Here is a 19,275-nt window from a genome sequence, read left to right on the forward strand (position 1 = left end):
GGAATAAGAAAAGGTGGTGTATGCGTGATCAAGAAAATCATTCACTTTTTAGAAACTTTGGGAGAGTGGGCTGGGAAAATTTCGAGTTGGCTGATCCTAGTCCTCATTTTTACCCTAGTCTATGAGGTAATTAGTCGCCATTTATTTAATAAACCAACATTCTGGTCTTATGATATTAGTTACATGCTTGGAAGTTCCGCCGCTTTTTTAGGAATGGCGTGGGTGTTAAAAAATCGCCAGCATGTTCGGGTGGATCTATTTTATGAAAAACTATCGAATCGAAATCAAGCGCTTTTAGATATTGTCTTAAGCCTTTGCTTGTTTTTTCCGCTGATTATATTAGGATTTAGCAATTCTTTAGATGCCGCAATGAACTCCTATTTAAGAGCAGAAACGGCAGCAACTGGTTCATGGCGCCCATTGATTTATCCGTTAAGAATGGTGATTCCAATTGCTTTAGGGCTCCTCTTCCTCCAAGGAGTGGCAGATATGATTCGGAACATTTATCAACTGCTAGGGAGGAGGATTTAAAAAATGGACGGTTATTCCTTATTTATCTTTGTCTTAATGATTGTTGGTTTGTTAATTGGAATCTTTTCGGGATACTACTTATTTATTGTTCTTGGCGGTTTGGGGCTCATTTTTGGGTATCTTTTCTGGAGTGAGACCGTGATCAATTTACTTACAACCAGTGCGTTTACGGCAATACAAAATTATACGATGTTAGCTGTCCCACTGTTTATTTTCATGGGGAATATTATGGAAAAATCAGGTCTTGCGCATAAAATCTTTCATTCTCTTAGTATCTTACTTGGCAGGATAAAAGGTGGTCTTGCTGTTGCGGCTCTATTAATCTCATTATTATTTGCGGCAAGTACAGGGATTGTTGGCGCAACTGTCGTCACAATGGGACTGCTGTTTTTACCCGCGATGCTTGAACGTAAATACGACGTCAAATTAGCTACAGGTGTCATTAGTTCAGGAGGAACACTTGGGATATTGATTCCACCTAGTATTATGTTAATTGTTTATGGACCTCTAGCCCAAATATCCGTAGGGCAGCTGTTCTATGCTGTCTTAGTTCCAGGGATATTACTTGGGTTTGTGTATATTATATATGTTTTAATCATTGCACATGTAAAGCCGGGAACAGCTCCAGCTATTCCTGAGGAAGAATTGGCGCAGTATACTTTAAAAGACAAATTGATAGGGGTTTTACATATCCTACCGATTGCAGTGATTATTTTGTCTGTGCTAGGTTCCATTTGGTTTGGGATTGCTCCACCAACGGAGGCGGCAGCGCTCGGTTCTTTGGCTGCGATGGTTGTAGCATTATGCTATGGGAAGTTAAACTTTAAAGTCTTAAAAGAAACCCTTTATAACACCTTGCAAACAACTAGTATGATTTATGCCATTCTGTTTATGGGTACGTTTTTCGTCAGTGTATTTATGCGCCTTGGTGGTGGGGATGTGGTGGAACAAGCGTTCACTTCATTACCATTTGGAAAATGGGTGATTTTTGCACTGATGTTATTGGTGGTCTTTATCTTAGGCTTACTCATGGATTGGGTTGCTTCTATCTTGATTATCGTTCCCATATTCACTCCGATTGCTCTTAGTCTTGGGTTTGACCCCATATGGTTTGCAGCGATGATTTGCATCATGTATCAAACATCCTTTATCACGCCACCATTTGCACCAGCACTTTTTTATTTAAAAGGAGTAGCACCTAAAACGGTCAAAACTTCAGACATTATGAATGGCGCGTGGCCATTTGTGTTCCTTCAATTATTGGTATTAGTTTTGTGTGCTATTTTCCCGCAACTTATTCTATGGTTGCCAAGTAAAATCATCGGATAGGAAGGTAAGGAAGATCTACGACGATTAGAACAGAAGGAGGGTGTATAGTAAAATGAATGTTTCACATATGTTAGAGCGCATTTCAGGATCGACAAGTATCATTGATAAACAGAAAGTGGATTTGATCTTTGAAGGTGAAAAAAAGTGGACGTATAAACAGCTTGATGAAATATCAAATCAATATGCTCACACCCTACAGAAGTTAGGAGTTCAAAAAGGAGACCGTGTCGGAATCTTATTATATAATTCATTAGAATACTGGGCTCTTTACTTTGCGATTGCCAAGCTTGGTTCCATCGCAGTAAGGCTAAACTTTAGGCTTTCCAGCGAAGAATTAAAGTTTATTATTAATGATTCAGGTACAAAGGTTCTGTGTTTTCATTCTGAATTAAAAAATTCGCTAAAACCAATTAAAGATAAAGTGCCCGTTAAAGAATATATATCTTTAGAAAGTAACGGAATAGATAGACCAGATTGGGCGCTAGATTGGCAAATCTTTGAGCGTGGTGATGTGTCATTTAACGCAAGTTCAGATGTAGATATTACAGATCCTGTTATGTTGATGTACACTTCAGGTACAACTGGTCGTCCAAAAGGGGCACTTTGGTCACATAGCAATACATTGTGGTTTTGTTCGATGCAAATCATGAAGTGGGGGATTAGTAATCGAACGATTGCGATGACAACAGGACCGCTATACCATGTCGGAGCAATGGAGGATTTCGCATTACCTACTATTTTAGCAGGCGGAACAGTCATTACGATGAAGAGTGGTGACTTTTCTATTGAACATGCACTTTCTATCGCAGAAAAAGAAAAAGCAACAGATTTAATGTTGTTTCCCTTCATGATTTATGAATTGCTTCATAATACATCTGAAAAAACATTTCCGTTAAATTCAATTAAGACCATTTATTCAGGTGGTGATCCAGTACGCCCTTGGGCCATTGAACAATTACAGAAACGTTATCCGCAAATTGGGCTTGTTCAAGTATATGGATTAACAGAAGGCACACCAATCGGAACATCGCTAGACGGAATAGACGCAAAAATAAAAGGTCATACAGTGGGAAAGCCATTGCCAATGGTAGAAGTAAAAGTGGTCAATCAAGAAAGAGAAGAACTGCCCGCCGGGGAAGTAGGTGAAATCTGCATTAAAAGTCCGGTAGTATGCAAAGGATACTGGAACAGACCTGAAGCGAATGCAGAAACATTTATAGATGGATGGTGCTATACAGGGGACTTAGGGAAAGTCGATGAAGATGGATTTTTGATAGTGGCTGGACGTAAGAAAGATATGATACGAAGCGGTGGCGAAAATATTTATGCGGCGGAAATTGAAAATGTCTTGATGCATCACCAAGATATTGTGGATGTAGCTGTTATTGGAATCCCAGATCCGAAATATATTGAGACAGTTTGTGCGATTATCATCAAGAAAGAAGAGAGTGATCTTACCGAACATGAAGTAGTATCTCATTGCCAAAAACAACTTGCCAGTTATAAAAAGCCACGTAAAGTCTACTTCGTTGAAGAAATACCACGAACACCTTCAGGAAAAATTCAAAAGTATAAACTACGAGAAACATTTAATCAAAGAGTTTGAACTTGCATGATAAAAACTGTCTATCACTTAAATTCGGAGATAGACAGTTTTTTTGAGGACTAGTAGTATAATATCGAATCTTTATAAATTTAAACGCGAGAAACTACCATGATAAAAAGCTATTCAATAAATTATGTTAAATAAATCTAGGAAACTTATAAAAAAGTATTGACGATGTAATAATGCATATTGTATATTAATAAACGTCGTCAGCGACACGGAAGTTAAGCTTCCCAGCTCAGCTGGTGGTTAGTGATTACCCCTGTGTGAGTAAGTTGTCTCGTCTCCAGGCAAACACCCAAAAGGTTATTTACCTTTTCTTACTATAATAATAATAATAATAATAATAATAATAATGTTCTGGCCCGTTGGTCAAGCGGTTAAGACACCGCCCTTTCACGGCGGTAACACGGGTTCGAATCCCGTACGGGTCACCAAAGTATTTTCGCGTTAGCGAAAATAACTCTCCTTAATTTCAACTTATTAGGAGAAGATAATTTACAATGTGGAGGATTAGCTCAGCTGGGAGAGCATCTGCCTTACAAGCAGAGGGTCGGCGGTTCGAGCCCGTCATCCTCCACCATGATTTTTTCATTTATGAAAATACTCTTCAATATTTGCCGGCCTAGCTCAATTGGTAGAGCAACTGACTTGTAATCAGTAGGTTGGGGGTTCAAGTCCTCTGGCCGGCACCATTTTTTATGAGCCATTAGCTCAGTCGGTAGAGCATCTGACTTTTAATCAGAGGGTCGAAGGTTCGAGTCCTTCATGGCTCACCATAGTTTTTTCACAATAGTGAAAATAACTTTCTACTTTTTGTGATAGCAAAAATAAACATCCTTTAAAATAGCGGTAGCGAAATAACTTACCACTTTTTCACCTATGTAAAAATAATCAACTTTGCGGGTGTGGCGGAATTGGCAGACGCACTAGACTTAGGATCTAGCGCCGCAAGGCGTGGGGGTTCGACTCCCTTCACCCGCACCATGATTTTTTCACGATAGTGAAAATAATCATCCTTTAAAACGCCACAGCGAAAATAAACTTTATTCATTGTATTAAAAAAAGAGTTTACCCTATATGCGGAAGTAGTTCAGTGGTAGAATACAACCTTGCCAAGGTTGGGGTCGCGGGTTCGAATCCCGTCTTCCGCTCTTATTCTAGGCCGGGGTGGCGGAACTGGCAGACGCACAGGACTTAAAATCCTGCGGTAGGTGACTACCGTACCGGTTCGATTCCGGTCCTCGGCATCAAGATTATTTTCACGATAGTGAAAATAATCTTCCATAAAATCACGATAGTGAAAATAACTCTGTAAATAAAATTATGCGCCCGTAGCTCAATTGGATAGAGCGTTTGACTACGGATCAAAAGGTTAGGGGTTCGACTCCTCTCGGGCGCGCCAGTTTAACGGGAAGTAGCTCAGCTTGGTAGAGCACTTGGTTTGGGACCAAGGGGTCGCAGGTTCGAATCCTGTCTTCCCGACCATTATAAAATGGGGCCTTAGCTCAGCTGGGAGAGCGCCTGCTTTGCACGCAGGAGGTCAGCGGTTCGATCCCGCTAGGCTCCACCATTTTCAATTTATATTAATTAAAAATACTAATATGGCGGTGTAGCTCAGCTGGCTAGAGCGTACGGTTCATACCCGTAAGGTCGGGGGTTCGATCCCCTCCGCCGCTACCAAATATGATGGAGGAATACCCAAGTCTGGCTGAAGGGATCGGTCTTGAAAACCGACAGGCGGGTTAAACCGCGCGGGGGTTCGAATCCCTCTTCCTCCGCCATTGAATTCTTCTTACTTAATATTTTATACAATATTATCGCGGGGTAGAGCAGTCCGGTAGCTCGTCGGGCTCATAACCCGGAGGTCGCAGGTTCAAATCCTGCCCCCGCAACCAAATATTTAAAAAGCAAAATATTTTTGGTCCGGTAGTTCAGTTGGTTAGAATGCCTGCCTGTCACGCAGGAGGTCGCGGGTTCGAGTCCCGTCCGGACCGCCATCATAATAAAACTTCAGCATGTGTTTGTGCTGTTGAAATAGATTATGTCGTGTGGCTCAGTAGCTCAGTCGGTAGAGCAATGGACTGAAAATCCATGTGTCGGCGGTTCGATTCCGTCCTGAGCCACCATTTTTTATACAAAATTGCCAATATGGCGGTTGTGGCGAAGTGGTTAACGCATCGGATTGTGGCTCCGACATTCGTGGGTTCGATTCCCATCACCCGCTCCACTTTACAAAATGGGCCTATAGCTCAGCTGGTTAGAGCGCACGCCTGATAAGCGTGAGGTCGGTGGTTCGAGTCCACTTAGGCCCATCACAAATTTTAAAAAGTCTGGTAACGATGGCGAGAAGGTCACACCCGTTCCCATGCCGAACACGGAAGTTAAGCTTCTCAGCGCCGATGGTAGTTGGGGGATTCCCCCTGTGAGAGTAGGACGTTGCCGGGCAGACAGAAAGAACAGCTGAAAAAATGCTGTTCTTTTTGTTTTGATCTTTTCTCAAACATATTACGTTAAAATTAGTTAAGGTTTTAACAACACTCTTTACAACAACGGCCTTTTGTTTTCGGCTCTATAATATTTGTTGGGGTTCTAATACAACTATGAAAGCATAAAAAAACACGCAAACATCCAATTCTTTTATACTTGAGTTGTCGAGAAACAAGTATGAATGGAGTTGCGTGTAAGTGCATTTTAGCATAAGTTTACCAGGTTTAAAAGAAGTCGTTATTAAGCGAGTGGAGGAAGTTGAGGAAACTATACGTATTTTCGTAGAAATGGAACGCAAAACTCATCGTTGCCCCAGCTGTCAATCAAGAACCTCTCGTGTACATGATTACCGTGTTCAAAAAATTCAACACCTGAAGACTTTGAACGAAAGACACAAATTTTTTATAGACGCCGGCGGTATGTTTGCGATTGTGGTAAGCGCTTCTCAGAGAGGAATAGTTTTGTTAAAAGGTATCAACGTACCTCTATTGAGTGGAATCAAGCTGTTGGTATTAGAGCCATTAAAGGAAAAACGTTTAAAGAGATTGGGGACAATTATGGAACGTCAGCTACGACCATTGTCCGAAGGTTTGATCAGCTAGCTAGAGGTGAAGTAAAACCAGTAGAAGAACTACCTCCAGTCATTGCCATTGATGAATATAAAGGTGATACAAGAGAGGGAAAATACCAGCTTATAATTGCCGATGGAATTACAAAAAAACCACTAGATATACTTCCCAATCGTTACAAGAGTACAATTAAGCATTATCTTCAAAGACATGGAAATCAAGTTCAAGTTGTTATTATGGATATGAGTCATTCCTTTAAAGCAGCTGTTCAAAGCGCTTTAGGTAAACCGGTGAATGTAGCCGATCGGTTTCATTTTTGCCGATATGTTTATTGGGCACTGGATGGGGTCAGAAGAAGGATTCAAAAGAACTTTCACCCGTATGATCGTAAGAAGTGCAAGCGCATGAGATATGTTTTTCATAAGGCGCAAGAACAGCTTACAAAAGATGAACGCTGGCATTTAGAAAGGTACTTAGGAATGTCAGAGGAACTAAGGAAAGCATATAAGTTAAAGGAAGAATACCGGAAGTGGTTTTCAAAAGCGAAAGAAATTGGAACAAATGAAATAAGTGTGGTAAAGGAAGAGCTGAAGCTCTTCTATGAGTCACTAAAATCCTCTGGCATCCCTGAGATGGTGAATCTTATTGGGACATTCCAGAATTGGCAGACAGAAATCCTGAATAGTTTTGTCTACAACTACTCTAATGGTTTTTTAGAGGGGATAAATAACTCAACGAAGGTGCTCAAGCGAAATGCCTATGGATTCAGAAGTTTTGAACGCTTTCGAGCAAAAATACTATTGTCACATCAGTATAAAGGAATTGGACTTCATATTGGTTAGGGTGACGACAATTAGTCATCACCCCAACATTTGACGGAGAACCTGTTTTTCTGTGTGTTTGGAAAGGAATATCCTCATTAATGCTGGCCATATCTAAAATCTCTCTTCTTATATTGATCTGTATACATATTTAACTTCTCCGCAACAAATCCTTTCATTTGCGGCATATTAATACATAAAGTGTTTAATGCGAAATGTTTACCACCGTGATAATGCCTAAAGTGGGGGACTATATTTGAAAAAGACTTTGTTTTTACTTACATGTTTATTCTTTGTTTTTCCTTTTCCATTTTGTGCTCAGCATCAGGTGCCAATCTTGATTTATCACTCCATCGGTGAGTTCACTGGGCAAGGGTCAAAGGAGCTATTTGTGACTCCCGAAAACTTTGAAAAGCAGATGGTGTATTTACGTGATCATGGTTTTACTCTGTTGACATTTGAGAACTGGGATAGGATTCATGAAGTGGATAAACCCATTTTTATAACTTTGGATGATGGATATAAAAATAATTTACGTACTGCAGCGATTTTTGACAAAATTAGGACAGAACAATTTAACCCAAAAGCAACCATCTTTGTTATCTCGGACTTTATCGGGCTGTCGAACCGCTTGTCTGCATATGAGATAAGGAATCTTGCAAATTCTGGTTCATTTTCAATTCAGTCTCATACCGCTACACACCCTGATTTAACCAAAACAACAAATTTTGAAAAGGAATTAAAGGGGGCGAAGGATAGGATTCAGAAAATGACAGGTAAACCAGTTATTGCACTTGCTTATCCATATGGTAGTTTTAATAATCAAATCATTAATGAAACAAAAAAGTACTATAAATACGGCCTCACAACGACCCCTGGTCCTTATCTTCCTAAAGGAGGGAAGAATGAACTTTACCTTTTGCCTCGTATCTATATAAAATATTCAACAACACTTGATGAATTTATCAAGTTAGTTGAGACTAGGTAAGGAGCAACGAACTCAGTTAACAGGGTTCGTTTTTTGTTTTTGGACAAACGTTACTTGTGACAGAGGTTTTTTAATTGCTGCTTGATAAATAAATAAATTCTTGTACTCCGTTACTTTGCATAATAGGGTTTAAAGCCTTTATTAAATTGCACTTTCATCATTCGTGGGATATGCTTACGTTAGAGTAAAATTCCTTGTAATGAATGAGGTCTACTAGTAACGAATATGATTTAAAAAACCGCGGAGGATGGAGGGACAGGATGAAGAGAGTTTTAGATAGCTTTTTACAGGATCAATTTGATGGGATGGAATTGGCACCAGGTTTATTTTATGATTGGAAAAATAGTCTCCGATTTGCGATTTCGGATTCCTCCATTGATCACAATAAAAGTCAGTTTTTTGAGCATGCATTGAAACGTGCTGTGAGCATATTTAATCAAATTTTTGAAGACCAAGATGAAATTCTCGTGGTCTCTGATGTATATGCGGAAACAAGTAATATCTTTTTACAGCGCCGTCCGTTAAACATTTACCGGAAGTATGTAAAATTCCGCCAAGTTCTCTATAAATTACATCATTACCTTATGCCAATTTCGCTCGAAGAAGCAGATGAGGAACAGTTATCCGTGAAACACCGGTTTATTCTTCCGTGTAGAAAAGCAGATTTGAGATATTCACAACTTTTAAAAGCGATTCTTTATGAAGATTTCACACAACCAAATACGATTCTGAAAAATCATCTAGAAGTAGGCTATGATGTTTACATTATTAATAATAGTAAGAAAGTGATTTTCCATTTATACGATGATAGGGGCTGTGACGTTCTCGCATCTGATAAAATTCAACTTAAAGCGCTTTACGACGAATTTAATCCGTGGATTCTCGAATATGACCGCGAGCAAATGGATCGCTTATTTCAAACAGAAATTTAAAAGATTAGTAGTTTTCGTCCAACTTTTCCTAAATTTAATGTATATTTATAGAATAAGAGAAAGCCAGTATCCATTACTGGCTTGTTTATTTGGTGAAATAAAGTTATTTATGACATTTTGTATTTGCAAGCAAGGGTCCTACATAAATCATTATTGCTCTTTGTCGAGCTCTTGAGGCTTTGTCTTTTCAGAAAGGAGTGATAAATAAGATGCTAACCACTATTAATAACCAGCTCGAAAAATTCATGCCCCTTATCACTCCAACTAGTGTTGTAATTGGAGTAATCTTTGCGGAGTATTTCATTGGATTTTCAGGGTTAATTCCTTGGATCTTTGCATTTATGACTTTTGCGGGAAGTTTAGGTTCAAACTATTCTTCCTTTAAAGAAAGTTTGAAGCATCCTTTGCCACTTTTAATCATTTTTGTTGTACTTCATCTATTCATGCCGGTGTGGGCATGGGGTGTTGGGCATTTGACTTTTAGTGGCGATGCTGAGATCATTACTGGTTTAGTACTAGGAATGGCGATTCCAACAGGAATTTCCAGCTTAATATGGGTCACCATCTACCGAGGAAATATTCCACTTACACTTTCAATTATTTTGCTTGATACGTTTTTATCACCATTCATTGTCCCGTTCACATTGTCACTCTTGATTGGGAGCAAAGTGGAAATGGATGTGCTAAGCATCATGAACGGGCTATTGTGGATGATCGTCCTCCCGTCAATTGCGGGGATGATTGTTAATCAATTAACAAAAGGAAAGGCCAAAACAACGCTAAGTCCGAAATTGGCTCCTTTTTCTAAAATGGGTTTAGGAATCGTTGTTATGATTAATGGAGCTACGGTAGCACCATTTTTACGGAATATTGATGTAAAGTTAATTTTCATTACATTAACCGTCTTTTTTATTGCGTTTACAGGATATTTGCTTGCCTTTATCATTGGTAGAGGATTTAAATGGGAACGTGAGACCGTTGTTGCGTTAACGTTTACTGGGGGAATGCGAAATATTAGTGCTGGTGCGGTTTTAGCCATAGCCTATTTTCCGCCGGCTGTTGCTGTACCTGTTGTTATTGCAATGCTGTTTCAGCAGGTACTGGCGTCAATTTATGGAATGTTTGTCGAACGATATTTTAATAGACAAATACTAGCTAATGGTCATTCAATTCAGAATTAACTCTTTACAAGCTAGATGTTAATGGATATGATGTAAAAGAAAATGAATAGTGTGAAAACTACTAGGGGTGCCCAGGTTTGGGCTGAGAGGGAAGCAAGTGGTTTCCTAACCCTTTGGACCTGATCTGGTTTATACCAGCGTAGGAAAGTAGCTTAAGAGATTAAGTTTGCTATTAAGCCAGGTCCAATTTTTGGGTCTGGCTTTTTTATATACTACAAAAGAGGGAGGGATTAGATTTTAAGCGATACTTACAAAAAAGAGGAGGAACGAATATGAAGAAAACATATAAACTTACCTTAACAGCGATGTTGATTGCCATGGGGACTTTATCTAGTCATGTCTTTTATATTCCTTTAGGCTTTGCAAAGGCTTTTCCGATTCAACACTTGATTAATGTTGTCTCTGCTGTTCTCTTAGGACCATATTATGCAGTGGCTCAAGCGTTATCTGTTTCGCTTCTAAGAAATATGATGGGGACGGGTTCGATTTTTGCATTTCCAGGTAGTATGATTGGTGCGTTGTTGGCTGCGTTAGTATTTGCAAAAACGAAAAGGATCTATATGGCTTTCTTCGGGGAAGTGGTTGGTACTGGGGTGTTAGGGGCAATCGCGTCATACCCAATTGCAGCATTGATTTTAGGCCAGGAAGCTACCCTATTAGGCTTTATTCCTGGTTTTATAATTAGTTCTCTAGTTGGAGCTTTTCTCGGAGCAGTTCTTGTAATGGCCTTTGCCCGAAAACGGGTATTTCAAATTGGAGAGAAAAATTCGGTTAATAGTTAAAAACTGGATGGTGCCAGGCACCATCCAATTTTTGGGTTCACATGTTTGTCATACTTTTATTCATTTGGTCTCAATATCTTTTTAATGGGATGTTCAGTTTAATAGAAACCGATTATAATAATCTTCTATTCCAATTTTCTAAGGTGAAATAATGCTAAAAGAATTATTTATCAACGTATGCATTCTCGTGACTTTTTTATTTATCGGTGGAATCCTCTTTAAAAAATATCCATATATCGAAACGGTAAAGCAGAAGCTTCTATTCGGATTTCTTACCGGATTACTAGGATCCTTATTGATGTTTTTCAGCATTCAATTGGCGCCAGGGATCATTATGGATTTTCGCCATTTTGCTATTCTACTTGCTACCTTATATGGTGGAGCGATTCCCGCCATTGTTTCGCTCATTATCATTCTGGTAAACAGAATATTATTTATTAATGCCTCATCATTCACGATTACGATTGTACTTATTGTCTTTTTGATTGTGACAATCGGAGCAGTTTACATTGGTAATTGCAAAACAACTGATCTAAAAAAGTGGATGGCAATGGTTGGATTTAGCATGTTTTTGCTAACTGGTATGTTCTTTTTACTATTAGGTTCAACGAAAGAAATTTACAAATTAATGGTCATATATTGGACTATTTCGGTAACGGCTGGATTGTTAGTGTTTTTATTTGCTAATTATATTTACCAATCGAATAAAGCTTATTTGGAAATGAAACAACAGTCAACAACAGACTTCTTAACTGGCCTAAACAATGTCCGTCAATTTGATGCTGTGTTTAATTCATTACTTGAACAAGGGAGACAGATGGATCAAAAACTAACTCTTCTTATGATTGACATTGATCATTTCAAAACAGTGAATGATACTTACGGTCATGCTGCAGGCGATGAAATTTTAAGACAAGTAGGGGAGTTATTAAGATTATATACGCGCTCGCATGATATTATTTCGCGAAATGGTGGCGAAGAATTTACCGTATTACTGCCGGATTGTGTTCATTCATCTGCTGTTTACTTAGCGGAACGACTGCGATTTGCAGTAGAACAGCATTGCTTTGTCCTTCCAGATCTTAGTGAGGCAAACATTACCATCTCAGTAGGTGTTGCGACGTATTTGGAAACAGTTTACTCAGCGGAACATTTATTAAAACAGGCGGATGATGCATTATATAAAGCAAAATTTAGTGGACGGAATAAAGTATGTTCATCTGTAAGTGCATAAAATAAAAACAGAGCAACAGCCGTATTTTGGTGGCATTGCTCTGTTTTTATGTATTAAATTATAAACTAATAAGCAGAAAAACCTATTTGAGACAGCATCCAGTGATGACCATTCTTTACAAGCCTAGAGAAATATACTTTACTTCTAAAAACTCTTCAATTCCATAATGTCCACCTTCTCGTCCAAGTCCACTTTGTTTAAAGCCACCAAATGGTGCTTGGGGAACAGATGGCAAGCCATCGTTTAACCCGATGATTCCATATTCCAGAGCTTCACTGATGCGAATCCCACGTGTTATATTTTCTGTGAAAACATAGGCAGCTAGGCCATAGTCAGAATCATTCGCACGTGCAATCGCTTCTTCCTCGGTTTTAAAAGTTGCGACAGGAGCTAGGGGTCCAAATGTTTCTTCGGTCATGCATAACATTTCTTCATTCACATTTGTGAGGATGGTTGGTTCAAAATAAAGGTCTTCCACAACCCTTCCACCAGTTGCTACTTTAGCGCCTTTTTGGACTGCATCCTCGATATGACTCTTAACCTTTGAGACCGCCGCTTCATCAATCAATGGACCAATATCTACGCCTTCTTCTAAGCCATTTCCGACCTTGAGTTGTTGTGTTTTCTCAACTAATTTTGCCGTAAAGTCTTTTTCAATCGATTCATGGACATAGACTCGATTTGAACAAACACAAGTTTGTCCAGCGTTTCTAAATTTCGCACTGATAACGCCACTAACCGCTTTATCAAGGTCAGCATCATCCATGACAATGACTGGCGCGTGTCCGCCTAATTCAAGCGACACCTTTTTAACGGTCTCTGCAGAACCACGCATAAGCAATTTACCAACTTCTGTGCTTCCAGTAAAAGTCAATTTACGCACGCGACGATCACTCAGCCAAGCTTGGCCAATGGCTTGTGCATCGCCGGTAACGATATTAATAACCCCTTTAGGGAAACCAGCTTGCACAGCTAATTCCACAATCTTGAATGCGGTAAGAGGAGTCTGCTCAGCAGGTTTAATAACGGCTGTACAGCCCGCTGCTAAAGCTGGCGCAATTTTACGAGTAATCATCGCTGCTGGGAAATTCCATGGCGTAATTGCGGCCACGACTCCAACGGGTTGTTTTTGAACAAATAGTCTTTTATTTTTTACCGAAGCAGGGATGGACTCACCGTAAATTCTTTTTCCTTCTTCCGCATACCACGAAATAAACCCGTTCGCGTATGCGACTTCGCCAAGTGCTTCTTTAAATGGTTTTCCTTGTTCAGTAGTCATGATTTTTGCAATTTCTTCTTTATGTTCGTCGATTAAACGATGCCATTTCCAAATCATCTCTGACCGCTCATAAACCGTAAGTTCAGACCAGCTACGAAAAGCTTCATAAGCTGCGTCGACAGCTAAATTGGCTTCCGCTGCTCCACCATTAGCTACATGTGCAATTGTTTCCAAAGTAGCGGGATTGGTCACCCCAAAAGTGTCAAGATCACTTCCAGTCCATTCTCCATTTATATACATTAAGTAGTTCTTCATTCTTTTCCTCCTTTTGGACATATTGAGTCTGGAAAATTATATGATTACCATTAAAATTCTAGTAAAATTTAAAAAAACTGTCCAATGTCTAGTTTAATAGGCCGATTGATAAATTTGCTCAATCTCATCTACTGATAAAACTCGAGGATTGTTTTTTAATAGACGGGTAATTTGAGCAGCATCTTCCGCCATCGAACGAATATCTTCTTGTGGAATCTGAAAATGATGTAATCCCTTTGGAATATTCACGGTTTGACATAAGTTTTGCATTGTAGCAACGGCCACATTGGTTGCCTCTACATCCGATAACCCGACAGTTTTTGCACCTAAAGCTTCGGCAATATCGCGAAACTTTTCCCTGCAGGCAATCTTATTCCATTCCATGACATAGGGAAGCAAAAGGGCGTTGCTTACACCGTGGGGGATATGGTAGCGACCACCTAACGGATAAGCAAGCGCGTGAACGGCCCCAACACCTGCGTTTCCGAATGCCATCCCAGCCATCAAACTTGCCGTTGCCATCTGTTCCCGTGCTTCTATATGATTTGGATCAGCATACGCCTTCGGTAAATATTTTCCAATCATTTTCATTGCGCCAAGTGCTAAGGAGTCTGTGATAGGGGAAGCATAAACTGAGATATACGCTTCGATCGCATGAACGAGGGCATCAATTCCACTAGCGGCTGTTACAGATTTCGGCATTGTAACCGTCATTTCTGGAGCAACAATCGCCACATCAGGAAGGAGGTAATCACTGACAATTCCTTTTTTTAGTTGAGCTTCCGTATCAGATAAAATAGAGATATTAGTTACTTCAGACCCAGTCCCAGCTGTCGTTGGGATCGCAATGATTGGTGCACCTTTTGCTGGCACAAGGTCTGTGCCAAACAAATCCTCAATTTTCCCGTCAAAAGTGGCGTAAGCAGATACTGCCTTTGCAATGTCAATCGCACTGCCTCCACCAACTGCGATCAACCCATCATGATTTCCTGCTAAAAACATTACTTTGCAATCCTCAACAAGGTGTATTTCCGGCTCAGGTTGAACTCCACTGAATATTCCATAAGAAAGGTCCTGAAGGAATTCTGTTATTTGGTTGACTACTTTAAGGTTTACAAGTATCTCATCCGTAACAATAAGAGGGTTGTGCACTCCTAATCTTTTTAGTTCTTCATTAATTTTTCCTGTTGCACCTTTACCAGTTATCAATTTATTGGCGACTTTGAAGTTTGAAATTTGGTTCATTTTTTTATCTCCTTTCAGCACGAATAAAATAAATTCTAATACTACTCTACGTCCTATTTTACATTACTCTTCCTGTAATTTTATTGAAAATTAAAAAATATTTGTAAACAAATTGCAAAGAAACATAATTGTAGGCAGGAATACTTAGAAATCTTGCGAATAAAATAAGTGAATGTAAATATATTCCTGTGGTTTCCCGAAAACCATAGGAACAATGGACGATAAAGAGATATCGGGATGGGGGTAAAAATGCGGAAAAATTCATGGTTTTTACTGGTCTTATTAATTTGTAGTTTCGTAGGTTTAACTGGATGTGCTACGGCAACAGGGAAAGAACAAGAGAAACCACCGCAGAAAGTCGAACAGACACAAGCAACCGAAGAACAGAAGGAAGAAGCAAAAAAAGAAGTGGAAGATGCACCAATTGACATTCCATCCATCGAAGAACCAGCAGCAGTTCCAGTGACGGTCGATGTCATCGATCCGGCTAAAGATCAGGTGATTCGGACCATTGTCCCTGAGGTTTTAGGGTATGGAACAGATAATAAAAAGTATGAGCAAGAACTCTCGGAATGGGCCAAACAGATCGCTCGGGGAACGGATACTGAACCAGGTTATGATCAAAGAAATATACCGGACAAACTCGATGAAAATGGAAACATTATCAAAGGCCAACCGACGATTGTTCTTGAAGAAGCTGAACTGGTCGACAGTATCTTGACTGTTTCTAAAGAAGGTGGAGAAGTAGAACTACCTTTGTATATTACTGCAAGTGGATATGAAGAAAGTGAAGCGGCGACATTAGATCAAGTCGTTTTGGCGTCCTACACAACTTACTTTAATCCATCGGTAACAGGAAGAAATAAGAATATCGAGTTATCTGCTGAAGCAATTGATAATGTTATCCTTGGTATTGGTGATCATTTTTCCTTTAATACAACCGTTGGCCCAAGTGATGAAGAACATGGTTACCAACCAGCCCAAGAGATTGTGAATAAAAAGCTGGTAATGGGGATTGGTGGAGGAATCTGCCAAACATCGTCTACGTTATTCAATGCTGTCGATAAATTAGGAGTAGATTATGTAGAATGGCACCATCATTCATTATCCGTTGGCTATGTCCCAGAAGGAAGAGATGCCACAGTATCTTATGGTGGGAAAGATTTCCGATTCTTAAATACAACTGGTGTACCAATTATGTTAAATGCTATTTACGATAAAAACGGTAAGTTAATCATTGAAGTTAGGACCTCAGAGGAAAACGCCAAACAGATTAAGCAAGCTGTCTAATAAAAAGCCTTTTCACACTTGAAGTGAAAAGGCTTTTTTGCTGCTCATTTTTGAGGGGATTCACACTGATTATACAACATTTAAAAGTCTACCAAAAGGAACTTTCGGTTTATATTCATCAGGGATAAGCCAATACACAAACGGTTTAATTTCCAGTTCATCATATAAAAACCCAGTCACATCGGTCACATATAAGAGAGTTTCAATTTCTTGTTCATTCGCCCATTCAAATACTTCTGTATACGATGACTTTCCATGATTAAAATATTTAATTTCACTTGCTTCCTTAATATTTTGAATGCTTCGGATTTTGAAGTCTGCTTGGATCAGCTGTGTTTCCGGATTCATTTCCCCGACGAATTTAATAACATTATCGATGACTTGGTGATCGGTTTGCTTACTAGACGTATCAATCACTAGTGCTAATTTTTTGTCACGGTTATTTTGCATAATCTTTAAAAGTTCCCTTTGCCATCTCATCAAATAACCCCCTTTTTTGAGTCAACGACTTTATTATCTCTATTGCATGTGTAAGCTATAACTACATTATCAAATGAGGAACTGACATTTTTAGGGCGTAGAAGGGGAGACTATGTTGTGCGGATTAATTATCTTCAAGAAACTTATTATTGATCTCTGTTGCTCCATTCAATGATAAAAGGCCAAGATTATTGTTTGTTTTCAGCAGAGTTCCGTTTTCCATTGGTAGATATTGAATGCTCTCAGACCAGAGGTTTTTTGTTTTAAGAGTTTGGGCCCGACCCGTGCTCTGATAAAGTGAGAAGTTTGGGTCACAGCTTCGGTAGATGGTCCTTGTTCCTGAACTCTTTTCAAATAGCCATACGGCTCCCTTTAGAAGAGCACCAGGAAACCCAGCAAAGGTTGGGTTTTTAAGGGGACTACTGGTAAATTGAATCAATGTTGCTTGTTGTTGATCATCATGGCGAATATGAGAGACGGTGGATGAAGCAGTATGTGCGTCTCCCGATAAAATAATACATGCACTTGGATTCCAATGAGCAATTGTCTTTAAAAAACGCGTAAATCCACGGCCACTATATTTCCAAGCTTCCATATCGAAAAATGTTTTAACAGGTAAGCCAACAAGTCGTAATGGTGAGACAAACCGGTGTAGGAAGGTTTCAACCAAGTCAATTCCATAAAAAGGAACAGGTGAAATCACGATCAAAGCTGTTCCAGATTTCCAACCGCTTTCCACTAGTTGTTGAGTTACTTTGTTCCAAGCAGATTCGCTTAACAACTCAGGTCCCTCTATTTCTTGTTTTATTTGCTTCCTAATTGATTTCCCCTCGGTTGGTAATGAATAATGCCTTTGTGTCCTTGTATCTAGAAACACCGTCTTCGGATTTGTTGGTGCAATAAACGACCAAGAATCAAATTGCCACATAGTTTTAATCCACTTTTTATAGGTTTTTCCTTCTGGCTTCAGTGAACCCACATATTTGCGAACACTTTTAAGGAAAGATTTATCATAGGCCGTTGGATTATTGCCCCATCCTTGAAAACCCCAATAGGCGGTAAGTGCAGTTGAAACTACATGTCGACCTAATGGCGATTCCCAAACATGCTGCTTCCAATCGTATGAAATATTCCAATCATCTGTCACATCATGGTCATCAAACATCATATAGGTCGGAGTATTAGCAAGAAGACGCCGAACTTGTGGAAGAGAATTCTGAAACTGCTCAATCTGGACTAGTTGTTCATTATATTTAGCATCCTGTCGACCTAGTGTGTAGTTTGCAATACTGTCTAAATCATCAGTTAGATTTGTTGGTATGAAATATTCTTTTCCTTCTAGGAATTGCTCGAAAAGTTCCTTATTTATGTTCTCCCATAATTGTGGTCCAAACGATAATAAATACATGGCTGCATATTCACCTAAAGTAATGAGATGATTGTCGCTTTTCCTTGATGTGAAATGACATAAATCGTTCATGATGGTTTTACGTCCATTTATTTTATAGAGTTGTTGTTGGTAAGGATTCTCGGATAATCGTGGTTCAATCTTGGATAGAGTTTTCTTGCTTTCACCAACTAATACTTTTCCAAGTGAAAAAAGAAAAGGGGCGAGTGTGCCAGGTATATCATCTGCGTAAATTTGATCGCCTAATAAATAAAGGGCAGATGGCCTTTCCTCAAGGCTTAGATAAGTTTCCCATAGAACATCGTCACCGATTGCTAATGCATCGTTTCCTTCTCCATGTGGTTTTCGACAAGAACCATATAGTGTACGGTTTCGAGGTCCTTCATTAATGAAAAAAGTAGGGTATTTTAAACCTCCATACACAATGGAATCAGGATTTTTTGGATTCAATAAATCAAAGCTTCCTAGATCAACAGTTTCTTCTCCATCTGAAAAATAAAGATTATACCCAATGAGGGTTTGTGTAGGAAATAGCGCTTCGTCCGGTATCAATTGGATTAAATGAAGATATAAATTTTCTCCAAATCGTATAGTTTTCGTGGAAGTATGGTGAGGGAGAGCTTGGTATTGAAAATGTTTCTTACCAGACCCTCTCAAAATTTGGTAAAGAACTGTCGTGATTTCGTAAGGTTCGCTCGTAGCAACCCATATGAAAGCTTGCTTTTTTTCAACACGTCGAACGATTGGGCCAGATAAGATTGCAGGTAATTTCATGATGTATCACTGCTCCGTTTTTCGTAAATTATCGTTAAAAAAGATTCTTACTAGGAATCTTTTAAAATACTACTAACTTAT

13 protein-coding genes, 17 tRNA genes, 1 rRNA gene, 1 pseudogene and 1 riboswitch are annotated in these 19,275 nt (G+C 39.3%); of the genes and pseudogenes, 28 read left to right on the plus strand and 4 right to left on the minus strand.

The genetic code is table 11. From position 1 onward, the window contains the following. The first annotated feature begins 24 nt into the window (after positions 1–24). The 27 genes and pseudogenes from M3182_RS09240 (at position 25) to M3182_RS09370 (ending at position 12,463) form a co-directional block, all read left to right on the plus strand. Entirely contained in the window at positions 25–531 is a 507-nt protein-coding gene (locus M3182_RS09240; protein ID WP_251557814.1) for a TRAP transporter small permease subunit, read from the plus strand. A 3-nt stretch (positions 532–534) separates the two neighbouring features. Beyond that, positions 535–1,860: a TRAP transporter large permease gene (locus M3182_RS09245; protein WP_251557816.1), complete on the plus strand. Its 1,326-nt coding sequence runs from the start codon at positions 535–537 to the stop codon at positions 1,858–1,860. Positions 1,861–1,912: 52 nt separating this feature from the next. Further along, positions 1,913–3,466 carry a class I adenylate-forming enzyme family protein gene (locus tag M3182_RS09250; RefSeq protein ID WP_251557817.1) on the plus strand — a complete coding sequence of 518 codons (1,554 nt, stop codon included), beginning with the start codon at positions 1,913–1,915 and terminating at the stop codon, positions 3,464–3,466. A 362-nt stretch (positions 3,467–3,828) separates the two neighbouring features. Continuing rightward, positions 3,829–3,903, plus strand: a tRNA-Glu gene (locus M3182_RS09255). A gap of 70 nt (positions 3,904–3,973) precedes the next feature. Beyond that, positions 3,974–4,049 (plus strand) — tRNA-Val (locus tag M3182_RS09260). A gap of 36 nt (positions 4,050–4,085) precedes the next feature. Continuing rightward, a tRNA-Thr gene (locus M3182_RS09265) sits at positions 4,086–4,161 on the plus strand. Positions 4,162–4,169: 8 nt separating this feature from the next. Next, positions 4,170–4,245, plus strand: a tRNA-Lys gene (locus M3182_RS09270). A 123-nt stretch (positions 4,246–4,368) separates the two neighbouring features. Next, positions 4,369–4,453 (plus strand) — tRNA-Leu (locus M3182_RS09275). A gap of 95 nt (positions 4,454–4,548) precedes the next feature. Continuing rightward, positions 4,549–4,620, plus strand: a tRNA-Gly gene (locus tag M3182_RS09280). A gap of 10 nt (positions 4,621–4,630) precedes the next feature. After that, positions 4,631–4,716 (plus strand) — tRNA-Leu (locus M3182_RS09285). A gap of 78 nt (positions 4,717–4,794) precedes the next feature. Then, positions 4,795–4,871: transfer RNA gene (locus M3182_RS09290), tRNA-Arg, on the plus strand. Between the two features lie 6 nt (positions 4,872–4,877). Then, positions 4,878–4,954 (plus strand) — tRNA-Pro (locus tag M3182_RS09295). Between the two features lie 9 nt (positions 4,955–4,963). Next, a tRNA-Ala gene (locus tag M3182_RS09300) sits at positions 4,964–5,039 on the plus strand. 33 nt (positions 5,040–5,072) lie between these two features. Further along, positions 5,073–5,149 (plus strand) — tRNA-Met (locus M3182_RS09305). A gap of 8 nt (positions 5,150–5,157) precedes the next feature. Next, a tRNA-Ser gene (locus M3182_RS09310) sits at positions 5,158–5,250 on the plus strand. A 37-nt stretch (positions 5,251–5,287) separates the two neighbouring features. Next, a tRNA-Met gene (locus tag M3182_RS09315) sits at positions 5,288–5,364 on the plus strand. Between the two features lie 25 nt (positions 5,365–5,389). After that, positions 5,390–5,466 (plus strand) — tRNA-Asp (locus tag M3182_RS09320). Between the two features lie 53 nt (positions 5,467–5,519). Then, a tRNA-Phe gene (locus M3182_RS09325) sits at positions 5,520–5,595 on the plus strand. A 25-nt stretch (positions 5,596–5,620) separates the two neighbouring features. Then, a tRNA-His gene (locus M3182_RS09330) sits at positions 5,621–5,696 on the plus strand. Positions 5,697–5,707: 11 nt separating this feature from the next. After that, positions 5,708–5,781, plus strand: a tRNA-Ile gene (locus M3182_RS09335). A 17-nt stretch (positions 5,782–5,798) separates the two neighbouring features. Further along, positions 5,799–5,914 (plus strand): 5S ribosomal RNA (gene rrf / locus M3182_RS09340). A 239-nt stretch (positions 5,915–6,153) separates the two neighbouring features. Beyond that, positions 6,154–7,367: pseudogene (locus M3182_RS09345) on the plus strand (ISL3 family transposase). 235 nt (positions 7,368–7,602) lie between these two features. Further along, positions 7,603–8,334, plus strand: a complete 732-nt coding sequence (locus tag M3182_RS09350; RefSeq protein ID WP_251557820.1) for a polysaccharide deacetylase family protein — start codon at positions 7,603–7,605, stop codon at positions 8,332–8,334. A 260-nt stretch (positions 8,335–8,594) separates the two neighbouring features. Beyond that, complete coding sequence (locus M3182_RS09355) at positions 8,595–9,266, plus strand: DUF3885 domain-containing protein (protein ID WP_251432704.1); 672 nt, start codon at positions 8,595–8,597, stop codon at positions 9,264–9,266. Between the two features lie 209 nt (positions 9,267–9,475). Then, positions 9,476–10,447 carry a bile acid:sodium symporter family protein gene (locus M3182_RS09360; RefSeq protein ID WP_251557822.1) on the plus strand — a complete coding sequence of 324 codons (972 nt, stop codon included), beginning with the start codon at positions 9,476–9,478 and terminating at the stop codon, positions 10,445–10,447. Between the two features lie 53 nt (positions 10,448–10,500). Further along, positions 10,501–10,610: riboswitch (TPP riboswitch) on the plus strand. Between the two features lie 109 nt (positions 10,611–10,719). Next, positions 10,720–11,229 (plus strand): energy coupling factor transporter S component ThiW, encoded by a 510-nt coding sequence (gene thiW, locus M3182_RS09365; RefSeq protein ID WP_251557824.1) that lies wholly within the window; start codon positions 10,720–10,722, stop codon positions 11,227–11,229. A 151-nt stretch (positions 11,230–11,380) separates the two neighbouring features. Then, on the plus strand, positions 11,381–12,463 hold the full coding sequence (locus M3182_RS09370; protein ID WP_251432695.1) for a GGDEF domain-containing protein: 1,083 nt from the start codon (positions 11,381–11,383) through the stop codon (positions 12,461–12,463). A gap of 115 nt (positions 12,464–12,578) precedes the next feature. Here the strand turns inward: M3182_RS09370 and M3182_RS09375 are convergent, their stop codons facing one another. Together M3182_RS09375 and M3182_RS09380 are read right to left on the minus strand one after the other, a co-directional pair. Then, positions 12,579–13,997 carry an NAD-dependent succinate-semialdehyde dehydrogenase gene (locus M3182_RS09375; protein ID WP_251432691.1) on the minus strand — a complete coding sequence of 473 codons (1,419 nt, stop codon included), beginning with the start codon at positions 13,995–13,997 and terminating at the stop codon, positions 12,579–12,581. 93 nt (positions 13,998–14,090) lie between these two features. Next, positions 14,091–15,242, minus strand: coding sequence for an iron-containing alcohol dehydrogenase (locus tag M3182_RS09380; RefSeq protein WP_251557826.1), 1,152 nt, complete (start codon positions 15,240–15,242; stop codon positions 14,091–14,093). Positions 15,243–15,491: 249 nt separating this feature from the next. Between M3182_RS09380 and M3182_RS09385 the strand changes: the two genes are divergently transcribed. Beyond that, entirely contained in the window at positions 15,492–16,532 is a 1,041-nt protein-coding gene (locus tag M3182_RS09385; RefSeq protein WP_251557828.1) for a VanW family protein, read from the plus strand. A 69-nt stretch (positions 16,533–16,601) separates the two neighbouring features. Here the strand turns inward: M3182_RS09385 and M3182_RS09390 are convergent, their stop codons facing one another. Together M3182_RS09390 and M3182_RS09395 are read right to left on the minus strand one after the other, a co-directional pair. Continuing rightward, complete coding sequence (locus M3182_RS09390) at positions 16,602–17,012, minus strand: VWA-like domain-containing protein (protein ID WP_251432682.1); 411 nt, start codon at positions 17,010–17,012, stop codon at positions 16,602–16,604. Between the two features lie 124 nt (positions 17,013–17,136). Beyond that, positions 17,137–19,194 carry a metallophosphoesterase family protein gene (locus tag M3182_RS09395; protein WP_251557830.1) on the minus strand — a complete coding sequence of 686 codons (2,058 nt, stop codon included), beginning with the start codon at positions 19,192–19,194 and terminating at the stop codon, positions 17,137–17,139. Positions 19,195–19,275: the final 81 nt, after the last annotated feature.

Origin of the sequence: Mesobacillus maritimus (assembly GCF_023715205.1) — a bacterium.
Lineage (GTDB): Bacteria > Bacillota > Bacilli > Bacillales > Cytobacillaceae > Mesobacillus_B > Mesobacillus_B maritimus_C.

Coding starts and splice junctions, on each gene's coding strand:
- M3182_RS09380 (WP_251557826.1), bottom strand. CDS start 15,242: ATGAACCAAATTTCAAACTTCAAAGTCGCCAATAAATTGATAACTGGT.
- M3182_RS09385 (WP_251557828.1), top strand. CDS start 15,492: ATGCGGAAAAATTCATGGTTTTTACTGGTCTTATTAATTTGTAGTTTC.
- M3182_RS09355 (WP_251432704.1), top strand. CDS start 8,595: ATGAAGAGAGTTTTAGATAGCTTTTTACAGGATCAATTTGATGGGATG.
- M3182_RS09360 (WP_251557822.1), top strand. CDS start 9,476: ATGCTAACCACTATTAATAACCAGCTCGAAAAATTCATGCCCCTTATC.
- M3182_RS09395 (WP_251557830.1), bottom strand. CDS start 19,194: ATGAAATTACCTGCAATCTTATCTGGCCCAATCGTTCGACGTGTTGAA.
- M3182_RS09375 (WP_251432691.1), bottom strand. CDS start 13,997: ATGAAGAACTACTTAATGTATATAAATGGAGAATGGACTGGAAGTGAT.
- M3182_RS09250 (WP_251557817.1), top strand. CDS start 1,913: ATGAATGTTTCACATATGTTAGAGCGCATTTCAGGATCGACAAGTATC.
- thiW (WP_251557824.1), top strand. CDS start 10,720: ATGAAGAAAACATATAAACTTACCTTAACAGCGATGTTGATTGCCATG.
- M3182_RS09370 (WP_251432695.1), top strand. CDS start 11,381: ATGCTAAAAGAATTATTTATCAACGTATGCATTCTCGTGACTTTTTTA.
- M3182_RS09390 (WP_251432682.1), bottom strand. CDS start 17,012: ATGAGATGGCAAAGGGAACTTTTAAAGATTATGCAAAATAACCGTGAC.
- M3182_RS09245 (WP_251557816.1), top strand. CDS start 535: ATGGACGGTTATTCCTTATTTATCTTTGTCTTAATGATTGTTGGTTTG.